At 74.3% G+C, this 10,400-nt stretch carries 11 protein-coding genes and 1 pseudogene; 10 read left to right on the top strand and 2 right to left on the bottom strand.

The window, feature by feature from the left end; genetic code table 11:
* The 3 genes from JKV81_RS10600 to JKV81_RS10590 all read left to right on the top strand — a co-directional run.
* On the top strand, positions 1-260 hold a 260-nt coding region (locus JKV81_RS10600; protein ID WP_202075512.1), incomplete at its 5' end, for a C40 family peptidase.
* Positions 261-374: 114 nt separating this feature from the next.
* Positions 375-2,180 carry a gamma-glutamyltransferase gene (gene ggt, locus JKV81_RS10595; RefSeq protein ID WP_202075511.1) on the top strand — a complete coding sequence of 602 codons (1,806 nt, stop codon included), beginning with the start codon at positions 375-377 and terminating at the stop codon, positions 2,178-2,180.
* A gap of 152 nt (positions 2,181-2,332) precedes the next feature.
* Positions 2,333-3,019 (top strand): glycoside hydrolase family 75 protein, encoded by a 687-nt coding sequence (locus JKV81_RS10590; protein ID WP_241748552.1) that lies wholly within the window; start codon positions 2,333-2,335, stop codon positions 3,017-3,019.
* Between the two features lie 33 nt (positions 3,020-3,052).
* Here JKV81_RS10590 and map read toward each other — a convergent pair whose 3' ends face one another.
* The gene (gene map, locus JKV81_RS10585) at positions 3,053-3,820 is read right to left on the bottom strand and encodes a type I methionyl aminopeptidase (RefSeq protein WP_124275570.1); all 768 of its coding nucleotides are present in this window, start codon (positions 3,818-3,820) and stop codon (positions 3,053-3,055) included.
* Between the two features lie 41 nt (positions 3,821-3,861).
* Here map and JKV81_RS10580 point away from each other — a divergent pair, with 41 nt between their 5' ends.
* The 3 genes from JKV81_RS10580 (at position 3,862) to JKV81_RS10570 (ending at position 6,049) form a co-directional block, all read left to right on the top strand.
* Entirely contained in the window at positions 3,862-4,161 is a 300-nt protein-coding gene (locus JKV81_RS10580) for a helix-turn-helix domain-containing protein (protein WP_202075510.1), read from the top strand.
* Between the two features lie 19 nt (positions 4,162-4,180).
* Positions 4,181-4,561, top strand: coding sequence for a PPOX class F420-dependent oxidoreductase (locus JKV81_RS10575; RefSeq protein WP_202075509.1), 381 nt, complete (start codon positions 4,181-4,183; stop codon positions 4,559-4,561).
* 132 nt (positions 4,562-4,693) lie between these two features.
* On the top strand, positions 4,694-6,049 hold the full coding sequence (locus tag JKV81_RS10570) for a hypothetical protein (RefSeq protein WP_202075508.1): 1,356 nt from the start codon (positions 4,694-4,696) through the stop codon (positions 6,047-6,049).
* Positions 6,050-6,209: 160 nt separating this feature from the next.
* Here JKV81_RS10570 and JKV81_RS10565 read toward each other — a convergent pair.
* Positions 6,210-7,260: pseudogene (locus JKV81_RS10565) on the bottom strand (aldo/keto reductase).
* 265 nt (positions 7,261-7,525) lie between these two features.
* Here JKV81_RS10565 and JKV81_RS10560 point away from each other — a divergent pair.
* The 4 genes from JKV81_RS10560 to JKV81_RS10545 are packed head-to-tail and all read left to right on the top strand — an operon-like array spanning position 7,526 to position 10,386.
* The gene (locus tag JKV81_RS10560; RefSeq protein WP_099175108.1) at positions 7,526-7,708 is read left to right on the top strand and encodes a hypothetical protein; all 183 of its coding nucleotides are present in this window, start codon (positions 7,526-7,528) and stop codon (positions 7,706-7,708) included.
* Entirely contained in the window at positions 7,705-8,436 is a 732-nt protein-coding gene (locus JKV81_RS10555) for a hypothetical protein (protein WP_202075507.1), read from the top strand. Before JKV81_RS10560 ends, JKV81_RS10555 begins: the two co-directional genes overlap by 4 nt.
* The gene (locus JKV81_RS10550) at positions 8,433-9,353 is read left to right on the top strand and encodes a DUF6895 family protein (protein WP_129266325.1); all 921 of its coding nucleotides are present in this window, start codon (positions 8,433-8,435) and stop codon (positions 9,351-9,353) included. The genes JKV81_RS10555 and JKV81_RS10550 overlap by 4 nt, the downstream gene beginning before the upstream one ends.
* Before the next feature lie 4 nt (positions 9,354-9,357).
* Positions 9,358-10,386: a serine hydrolase domain-containing protein gene (locus tag JKV81_RS10545; protein ID WP_129266326.1), complete on the top strand. Its 1,029-nt coding sequence runs from the start codon at positions 9,358-9,360 to the stop codon at positions 10,384-10,386.
* Positions 10,387-10,400: the final 14 nt, after the last annotated feature.

Here is a 10,400-nt window from a genome sequence, read left to right as displayed (position 1 = left end):
ACTGCTCGGGTCTGACCCAGTGGGCGTACGCCCAGGCCGGTGCCCAGATCACCCGCACCACCTACACCCAGATCAACCAGGGCACCCGCATCGCGCGCAGCCAGTTGAAGCCGGGCGACCTGGTCTTCTTCAGCAACACCACGCACGTGGGGCTCTACGCGGGCAACAACACCGTGCTGCACGCCCCGTACCCGGGCACGAACGTCCGCTACGAATCGATGAGCACCATCGGCAGCTTCCAGGCCGCGGTACGCATCTGACCGAGGCCGCGTGTGCGGGACGGGTGCACGGATGCCGACGCCGGCCGAGGCGGTCCTGACGGTACGGGTGATGCGGCGTTACCCTGCGCGGACGATCCTGCACTGGAGGTACGGATGCGTCATTCCGTCAGCCGGAATGTGTCGTTCTCAATCGTGATCGCCGTCATCGGGACGCTCGGTGCCGCGACGCCCGCGGCCTCGGCGCCACCCGTCCCGCCTCCCAAGTCGCCGGTGGCGGTGGGGTACGGGGGAGCGGTGTCGAGCGTCGACGCGGACGCCTCGGCGGCCGGCATCGAGGTACTCCGCAAGGGCGGCAACGCCGTTGACGCCGCCGTCGCCACCGCCGCCGCGCTCGGTGTCACCGAGCCCTACTCGGCGGGCATCGGGGGCGGCGGGTACTTCGTCCACTACGACGCCAGGACGGGCCGGGTGGAAACCGTCGACGGCCGCGAGACCGCCCCCCGCAGCGCGGACTCCTCGCTCTTCCTGGAGAACGGGAAGCCGATCCCCTTCGAGGACGCCGTCACCAGCGGACTCGGCGTGGGCACCCCCGGCACCCCCGCCACCTGGGAGAAGGCGCTGGACGCCTGGGGGACCAAACCGCTCGGGCGGCTGCTGGAGCCGGCCGAGCGGCTGGCCCGCGACGGCTTCGTCGTGGACGAGACCTTCCGCTCCCAGACCGCCGCCAACCAGGCGCGGTTCGCCGACTTCCCCGCGACCGCCGAACTCTTCCTGCCCGGCGGGAAGCCGCCGGCGACCGGCTCGGTGCTCAAGAACCCCGACCTCGCCCGTACGTACCGGACCCTGGGGCGCAAGGGCGTCGACGAGCTGTACCGGGGCAGCCTGGCCCGGGACATCGTGTCGACCGTACGGAAGCCCCCCGTGGACCCGGAGGCGACGCGCACGGTACGTCCGGGAGACCTGACCACCGCCGACCTGAAGGCGTACCGCGCGCTGCGCCAGGCCCCGACGAAGACCGGCTACCGAGGCCTCGACGTGTACGGCATCGCGCCGTCCTCGTCGGGGGGCACCAGCGTGGGCGAGGCCCTCAACATCCTGGAGTCGACGGACCTTTCGAAGGCGAGCGAGACGCAGTACCTGCACCGCCTCATCGAGGCGAGCAGGATCGCGTTCGCCGACCGGGGCCGCTGGGTCGGTGACCCCGCCTTCGAGGACGTGCCCACGCGTGAGCTGCTCAGCCAGCGCTTCGCCGACTCGCGCGAGTGCCTGATCAAGGACGACGCGGTTCTCACCAGCCCGCTCGCACCGGGCGACCCGCGCCACCCCACCCGCTGCGCCACCGGGGGGAAGGCGGCCCCGACGACGTACGAGGGGGAGAACACGACGCACCTGACGACCGCCGACAAGTGGGGCAACGTCGTCGCGTACACCCTGACGATCGAGCAGACCGGCGGCAGCGGGATCACCGTGCCGGGGCGGGGCTTCCTGCTCAACAACGAGCTGACCGACTTCTCGTTCGCGCCGGCCTCCCCGGCGGTGCACGACCCGAATCTGCCCGGGCCGTCCAAGCGCCCGCGCTCGTCGATCTCGCCGACCATCGTGCTGGAGCACGGGAAGCCCGTGCTGGCCCTCGGGTCGCCCGGCGGTGCCACGATCATCACCACCGTCCTGCAGTCGCTCATCGGCCACCTGGACCGGGGACTGCCGCTGGTCGACGCGATCGCCGAGCCGCGCGCCAGCCAGCGGAACGCGGCCACGACGGAGATCGAGCCCGGACTGTGGGACAGCCCGGTCCGCGGCGAGCTGGAGGCACTCGGGCACGTGTTCAAGGCGAACCCCGAGATCGGGGCGGCCACCGGCGTCCAGCGGCTCCCGGACGGGCGCTGGCTCGCGGCCGCCGAAAAGGTGCGGCGGGGCGGCGGCTCGGCCATGGTGGTGCAGCCGAGCGGGCGTTCCTGACCGGTCGGCGGCAGCAGTGGGCCCCGGGGCCGGCACGCGGCTGAGCGCGGTGTGCCGGCCCCGGGGCCGTGACGGGCGGCAGGGGTGCCCCGGCCGCCCGGGTCAGGAAGGGCCACCGGGTCCTTCACGTCCAGTGAAAGGCGTCCCCCACGGTGCGTACGCGCATGCACACCCTCGCCGTCGTCTCCTGTGCCGCTCTGCTCGCCGCGACGGCCCTGCCCGCCGCGGCCGACGACACCGGCGGAACCGGGAAGGACCCGGTGAGCGCCGCCGAGCTGCTGGCCAAGGTGAAGACCTGCGACCGGATCTCCACCGGGAAGTACCGGACGGACCAAGGAGGCCCGGCGAAGGTGCCCGTGTGCGGGACGGAGGGAGCCGTGTTCTGGGAGGCGGACATGGACATCGACTGCGACGGCCGGATCACCAAGGCCTGCAACAGCAGGACCGACCCGTCCTTCCAGGCGCAGACGGCGTTCCGGACATCGGCCGGCAAGCCCCTGGACTCCGCCCGTCTGCCGTACGTCGTCGTGCCGGGCCCCGGGCCGCTCTGGGACTACCGGAAGTCGGGGATCCGCGGCGGCGGGGTGGCCGCCGTGATCCACGACGGCAAGGTCCGCTACGCCGTCGTGGGGGACACCGGCCCCACCGGGATCATCGGGGAGGCGTCGTACGCCGCCGCGGTCGCGCTCGGCATCGACCCCGACCCGAGGACCGGCGGGACCGCGTCCGGCGTCACGTACATCCTGTTCAAGAACTCCGAGGTGACGCCCATCGAGAGCGCCGGAGCGGCCGTCACCGAAGGTGAGGCCCTGGCCCGGAAGTTCGTCGGCCAGGGCTGAGCCGCTCCGGCCGTCCCGTGGGGCGGCGCCCGGTCAGAGCGCGGTCAGGATCCGGGGGCCGCTGTCCGTGATGGCCACCGTGTGTTCGGCGTGGGCCGCCCGGCTGCCGTCGTCCGTACGGAGGGTCCAGCCGTCCCGGTCCGGGTGGAACACGTCGCCGCCGCCCGCGATCAGCATCGGTTCGATGGCCAGCACCAGACCGTGCCGCAGCGGCATGCCCCGGCCCGGGCGCCCCTCGTTCGGGACTCCCGGGTCCTCGTGCATCTGCCTGCCGATGCCGTGGCCGCCGAACCCCTCCGGGATGCCGTACCCGGCGCCCCGGCAGACCGTGCCGATGGCGTGGGCGATGTCGCCGATCCGGTTGCCCACGACCGCCGCCGCGATGCCCGCGTCCAGGGCGGCGTACGCCGTGTCGACCAGCCGGGTGTCCGCGGGGCGGGCCCGGCCGACGATGAAGCTGATTGCCGAGTCGCCGGCCCAGCCGTCCAGGATCGCGCCCGCGTCGATGCTCACCAGGTCGCCGTCGCGGAGCCGGTAGGCGGTCGGGATGCCGTGCACGATCGCGTCGTTGACGGACGCGCAGATCACGGCGGGGAAGGGGGTGGGGGCGAAATGCGGCCGATAGTTGAGGAAGGGCGATCCGGCCCCCGCGTCGCGCAGGACCCCGCGCGCCACCTCGTCGAGCTCCAGGAGGGACACGCCGACCGCGGCGGCCTCCCTCACGGCGGTGAGCAGCTGAGCCACGACCCGCCCCGTCTCGCGCATCGCCTCGATGGATGAATCTGTCTTGAGTTGCACCATGCCAATTACTATACCGGTTGAACCGGTATTAGAATGACGGCATGGTACGGAACCCACTGACCCCCGAAGAGCGCCGCCGCGGCGAGCGGCTCGGCGAAGTGCTGCGTGAGGCGCGCGGCGGACGCAGCATGGTCGCGGTCGCGGCGAGCGCCGGAATCTCGGCCGAGACGCTCCGCAAGATCGAGACGGGCCGGGCCCCCACCCCCGCCTTCTTCACCGTCGCGGCCCTGGCGGGAGCCCTCGGGCTGTCCATGGACGAACTGCTCACGCACTGCGCCCCGGCGCCCGCCCCGGTCCCCGGGTCACTGCCGGAACCGGGGGTGCTGCCCCTCACGGCGTAGGCCGAGTAGGGTCACGGCCGTGACTCTCCAGGACTTCGCCCGCAGTGAATACGTCAGCCTGACCACGTACCGGAAGAACGGCACCCCCGTCGCCACGCCCGTCTGGGCCGCGGCGGACGGCGGCGTGCTCTACGTCTGGACCCGGTCCGACTCCTGGAAGGTCAGGAGGCTGCGCAAGGACAGCCGTGTGCGGGTCACCGTCTGCGACGTCCGGGGGCGGATCGCCGAGGGCGCGCCGAGCGCGGAGGGCACCGCGCGGCTGCTCGACGCGGACGGGACCGCGGTGGTCCGCAAGGTGCTGGCCCGCAAGTACACCTGGAAGTTCTGGCTCCTGGACTGGCCCGCCATGGTCGTACGGCTCGGCAAGCGCCCCCACACGGGGATCGCCGTCACCCTCTGAGGGGCGCGCCGACGCCGCCGCGCTCCGGACGCACCGTGCCGGAAAAGCGCGCGTAGTCCACCCGTAACACGCCTGCGGTCGAATGCCCGGCGGACTGGAATGTTCCAGCCCGGGCGACCGGTGAGGGCGACGGTGACAGTGCATCAGCATGCGGTGGAAGTAAGGGCGTTCGCACAGTACCTACGAGAACTGGCCGACCTGCTCGATCCCGGGCAGGGCTGGTACGGGGTCTTCCGCGCACGCGACCCCGAGGGGATGCGCGCCTGCTTCGACGGCTTGGAGGTCCCGCCCTGGGACGTGGTCGAGTCACTGCTCCAGGACCTCGCGGCGGTGCGCGGCACGGCGTTCGCCGCGCAGGAGTCCGTACGGGCCGCCGCCCTGTGCGCCGCGTCGGCCGCCGCGTACGACCGGCGCCCCGGCGGCCGGCAGGCCCTGGTCGACCGGCTCGGCGTGATGCTCGGGGAGCAGGCGTACGCGGCCCGGAGGATGCGGGCGGCCGGGGCGGACGGCGCGGCCGCGCGGGACGGGGAGGGTGAGGCGCTGGCCTGGGCGCGCGACGACCACGCCCGTGCCACGGCGCGCTGCGCCGAGCTCCGTAACCGGCTGGCGGCCGTGGAGAGGACCGTGCCGGACAGCTGGTTCCGTGGTCAGGAGGACCCGGGCGCACCGGACCGGGGTGGCGTACCCACGGTCCCGGGGCCCGGCGCCCAGGGGGCGCACTCCGGCGCGCTCGGCCCGGAGGCGGCGCCCGCCCCGGCGAAGAAGCGCGGGAAGCCACGCGGGGCGCGCTTCGCCGGGCTGGACCTCGAGGACGAGACGGAGCCCGGGCCGGTCACCTCGCAGATCCCCGAGCTGCCCGCCCCCGCGCCCGCCGCCCCCGCCCCGCGTGGGGCACGCTTCAGCGGCGCCCCCGCCGAGACGGGACCGGGCCCGGCCCGGAACGCGGAGCCCGACCCCGCCGCACGCCGGGCCGCCGAGGACGCCGTCGCACAGCTCGTACGGCTGCGCGCGGAGGGCCGCAGCGGCGAGGCGCACGCCCTGCTCTGCGAGGCCGCCGCCTGGCCCGCCGGACACCTGCCGGTGCTCGCCGTCACCCTGCACGGGGCGGGCCTGGACGCCGACTGGGCGACCCTGCTCTGGGAGGTGTCCTCCCTGCCGCCCGCCGGGCTGGCCGCCGCCGCGGGGGCGCTGGCCGTCGCCGGGCACGCCGACGACTGCGGGCAGCTGCTCCGGCAGGGGGTGGTCCGGCCCGCCGGTGAGATCGCCGAGGCCGTGGTGGCCCTCGAACTGGCCGGGCTGGAGCCGGAGGCCCGTGCCCTGCTGGGTGCGTTCGTCCGCGTACGGACCCCGCAGGACGCGGCGCGCGTCGCCGAGGGCGAGCCGCGCCACCTCGTCCCCCGGCTGCTCGCCGCGGCACGCGAGGTGTCGGCGGCGCGGGAGTGGGACGTGGTCCACGCGCTGCGGGTGGCGGGCATCGCGACACCGTAGGGCGCCGGGCGCGCGTACGTCCGGAAAGGCGCCCCCTGTGTCGTACGGCTGGAAGGGCGCCCCCCGCGTCGTACGCCTGGAAGGGCGCCCCCCGCGTCGTACGGCTGGAACGGCGCCCCCCGCGTCGTACGCCTGGAACGGCGCCCCCCGCGTCGTGCGGCTAGAAGGGTGCCCCGCGCGTCGTGCGGCGAGGGCCGGTGCGGCAGTCGTCGATGGCTGCCCAGCGCGCCCACCGTCCCGGTTACCTCGGGCTCGCGCAGGAAGTCGTGCGGGAACCCGAGGGGCACCGCGCTCACCCGGTCCAGCCGCTCGACGGCCTCCGCGTCGAGCTTCACCTCCAGGCAGGCCAGGTTGTCCGTCAGCTGGCTCTCGGTGGAGGCGCCGATGATCGGGACGATGTTGCCCGGCCGTCCGCGCAGCCAGGCGAGCGCGACCTGCGCCGGGGTCCAGCCGCCCCGGTCCGCGATCTCCACCACCGCGCGCACCGTCGCGTACTCACGCCGCTCCGTCTCGCTCGCCGTGCCGTCCGGGGGAGTGGCCGCGTCGAGGTGTTTCCCCGTCAGCCGGCCGCGCGCGAGGGGGCTCCAGGCGAAGACCGCCTGGTCGAACCCGTAAGCCTGGGGCAGGAGTTCACGCTCCGGGGTGCGCTCCAGCAGGCTGTAGCGCAGCTGCGAGCCCGCGAAGGCGGTCCAGCCGCGCAGCTCGGCGAGCGTGCAGGCCTGGGCGATCTCCCAGGCGGGCCAGTCCGACACCCCGAGGTAGAGCACCTTCCCCGCACGTACGAGGTCGTCGAGCGCCCGCATGACCTCCTCCACCGGGGTGAAGTGGTCCCGCGCGTGCACCCACAGCACGTCGAGCCGGTCGGTGCGCAGCCGCCGCAGGCTCGCCTCCACCGCCCGCACGAGGTTCTTGCGGTGGTTCCCCGCCGCGTTCAGATCGTCGGGATCGGTCGCGCAGGAGTACTTGCTGGCGAGGACGAGGCTCTCGCGGCGGTCGCCGAGCAGCCCGCCCAGCACCGATTCCGAGGAGCCGCCGCCGTAGATGTCGGCGGTGTCGACGAAGTTGCCGCCCGCCGCCAGAAAGGCGTCGAGGATGCGCCCGCTGGTCCTGCTGACCGCCTCCGGCCCGGACTCGTGGCTGCCGAGCGTCATGGCCCCCAGGGCCAGTTCGCTGACGCGCAGCCCCGTCCTGCCGAACAGTGTGTACCGCACAAGATCCCCTTCGGTCGGATGCTGCACGGAGGCTACGAGCTGGAGCGGGCTCGAAGGCAAGTGCCGCCACCGGCCGGTCCCGAACAGGTCCCGCCGCGTGCGCCGGTGCCGTCCCGGACACGCCCCGCCGCCGGGCGCCCCCTGTGGTCCATGCATGTCACCGGTCGGCACGGGGTTGGGGAGATAAATCCCCTGTCACCCTTTATCGTCGGTCGAGGCATAACCACACAAGTGGCACATGTCCCCCCAGTGATGTGGAGGCACCATGCTCACCCAGGAGATCACCCTCACTGCCACACCGGCCCAGACCACCACGCTGAGCGCCCTCATGGCGGAGCCCGAGGCGGCCGTCAGCGACGCTCCGCTCTACACCCCCGAGGCCGCGGGCTTCCTGCTCGCCCTCCTCCTCCTGTCTCCCAAGGAGCCGAAGGAGCCCCGGGGCAAGTGAGTTCCCACTCCGCATTCGCCGAGGCGGCCGACGCCCTGGCAGTCAGTGTCCTCGGTGCCCTCGACGGCACCGGGGGCGCTGTGCAGCTGGCGCGGTACGCCGACGACGCCCCCGACACCCTCGCGGCCCTGGCCGCTGTCCGGGTCCTGGGGGCCGACGTCTTCAGCCCCCATCTCCTGGCGGGCCACCCTTTCCCGGCGCAGGACACCGCCGTCGTGGCGAAGGCCTTCGACGCCTTCCCCGCGTCCGACGCCCCGGAGGAGGCCGCGGTCGCCCTGCGCGACCACGCCACCGCGGCCCTGCTCGCCCGGATCTCCGGGGACGATGCGCTGGGCGGCCTCGCACCCGTACCGGCGGACGACGCCGCGCCCGATGACACCGCCGACTGGAGCGCCTGGTCCGTGAGGATGGCCCAACTCGCGCCCCTCGCCACGCTCGGCCTCGACGGCCCGGTCCACGAGGCCGCCCGCCGAGGGGCCCTGTCGCTGAGCCGCGGGGTCAGCCGCTCGATCCTGCGCCGCGACTTCCCCACCGCCGTGCGCCTCGTCCGCTGGCTGGCCTGGCTGCGGTACGACGGCGCGGAACTGCCCCTGGATCCGGATGTCGCCGCCGAGCACGTATGGCTGGTGGGCGGGGCGGGCCCGCGCGCCGCCCTGGACCTGGCGATGGCCCGGCACTTCCTCGAACTGCCGCCCGGTACGGCCCCCAAGGAGGCGGCACGCCCATGACGACGATTCCCGAGCCGGTCACCCGGGCCGCCCGCGGCATGGCGGACCGGGCGCTGTCGTGGCTGCACGCCAACCGGCACCTCGGCGGGCTGCCGCCCGGCACGACCGAGACCATGGCCGACCCCGACAGCGTCTACAAGCCCCTGGGGGAGACCACCCTCGCGGCCTCCCTGATCCTGCGCGACGGCGTCGCGGGCCCCGGCCGGCTGGCCGCCGCCCAGAGCCTGATGGACTTCACCTGGGAGCAGTTCAGGCGCGGCGACATGATCTACGAACGCCAGCTCCGCCACACCCTGATGACGGACCCGCTGGAGATGTACGCCCCCTTCGTCCGCTGCGGCTACCGCCACGAGGCGCTGGACCGGCTCCTCGTCCACCGGTCCCGCATGCGGTCGGTGAGCAGCGTCGAGGTCCTGCCGAACCGGCGGCTCGCCGTCGCCAACGCCGCCCGGGTCGTGGGCCTGGACCAGGCGGAGGACCTGAACGCCCTGGCCGGGGCCACCTGGCTCGGTGCGCGGCCGGAGCCGTGGGCCATCAACTGGATCACGGCCTACGCCATGACCCACACCGTCTTCCACCTCACCGACTGGGGCGGCAACCCGGCCGGACTGCCGCCCGAACTCGCCGACTACGTACGCACCTGGCTCCCCGTCTGGATCGACATCTGGCGCGAGGTGGGGCAGTGGGACCTCGTCACGGAACTGCTCGTGGTGGGTGCCTCGATCGAGGACCCGTACTGCCGGGCGGAGGACTGGGAGGCCGTCGCGGCCCTCCAGCACGAGGACGGACTCGTGCCCCGGGACAGCGACCCGGTGGACGACGACCCGCAGCGGCGCTTCACGGACCACCAGCACACGGTCGTCGTCGCGGCCGTCGCCGGATCGATCGCCCTCGCCCGGGCGGCGGGACAGCGGTGAGCAGGTGACCCGGCCGCCGCTGACCGCCGTGCTCCGGCCCCTCCTGGCATCCGCCCCGGGGCCGGCGGCGGCGGTCGCGGCGGTGCGGGGCGCCGAGCGTACGGTGCTCTGCCGCGGCCCGGTGGGGGAGAGCACCCGGTTCGAGACGGGCTCGCTGACGAAGACCTTCACCGCACTGCTCCTCGCCGAGCTGGCCGCCCGGGGCGAGGTCGGCTACGGCGACCGCGCCGACCGCTATCTGCCCTTCCGGCTGCCCGGCCCCCCGCTCACCCTCCTCCACCTCGCCACCCACACCTCCGGCCTGCCCCGGCTGCCCCCGGGGCTGCTCGGCCGGGCCGTGCGCGGCGGATGGTTCAGCAACCCGTACGCCGGTTTCTCCGAGGACGACCTCCTGGTCTCGCTGCGCCGCACCCGGCTGCGGAACAGGCCCGGCACCAGGGTCCTGTACTCCAACTTCGGCGGGGGCCTGCTCGGCCACGTGCTCGCCAGGGCCGCCGGGGGCACCGGGAGCGACTACCCGGCGCTGCTGGCCGAGCGCGTCACCGGCCCGCTCGGCCTCACCGACACGGACTGCGACCCCAACCGCCCCCAGGCCACCGGCCATTGGCACGGCCGCCCGCGCCCCGCCCTGCTGATGCCCGGGCTGACCGCGGCCGGCGCCGTACGGTCCAGCGCCCGGGACCTGCTGCGCGTCCTGACCGCGCTCCTGGACCCGGAAACCGCCCCCGGCCCCGCCCTGCGCACCGCGCTCACCGAGGTGCAGCGGCCCCGGCTGAGCGTGCCCCGCACCGGATCCCGGCTCTGCCTGATCTGGAACCTGCGCCCGCGTCCGGGCGGTGCACTGCTCCACCACTCCGGCGGCACCCGCGGCTTCACCGCCTTCGCGGGCTTCCTCCCCGGCTCGGGCACCGGCGTCGTGGCCCTCACGAACACGGCCCCGACCCCGCTCGCGCCCTTCGTGCAGTCCGCGTACGGGGCACTGCGCGAACTGGACGCCACACCCTCCGCGACGGTGTGGACCGCTCGGGTATGAAACATGATCGACTC

The organism is Streptomyces silvae, assembly GCF_016745505.1.
Taxonomy (GTDB): domain Bacteria; phylum Actinomycetota; class Actinomycetes; order Streptomycetales; family Streptomycetaceae; genus Streptomyces; species Streptomyces silvae.
This window is presented reverse-complemented; position numbering and strand designations above follow the sequence as displayed.

Bases quoted from the DNA above. Each gene is read 5' to 3' on its own strand.
- ggt (WP_202075511.1), top strand. From the start codon at position 375: ATGCGTCATTCCGTCAGCCGGAATGTGTCGTTCTCAATCGTGATCGCC.
- map (WP_124275570.1), bottom strand. From the start codon at position 3,820: ATGGTGCAACTCAAGACAGATTCATCCATCGAGGCGATGCGCGAGACG.
- JKV81_RS10580 (WP_202075510.1), top strand. From the start codon at position 3,862: ATGGTACGGAACCCACTGACCCCCGAAGAGCGCCGCCGCGGCGAGCGG.
- JKV81_RS10560 (WP_099175108.1), top strand. From the start codon at position 7,526: ATGCTCACCCAGGAGATCACCCTCACTGCCACACCGGCCCAGACCACC.
- JKV81_RS10550 (WP_129266325.1), top strand. From the start codon at position 8,433: ATGACGACGATTCCCGAGCCGGTCACCCGGGCCGCCCGCGGCATGGCG.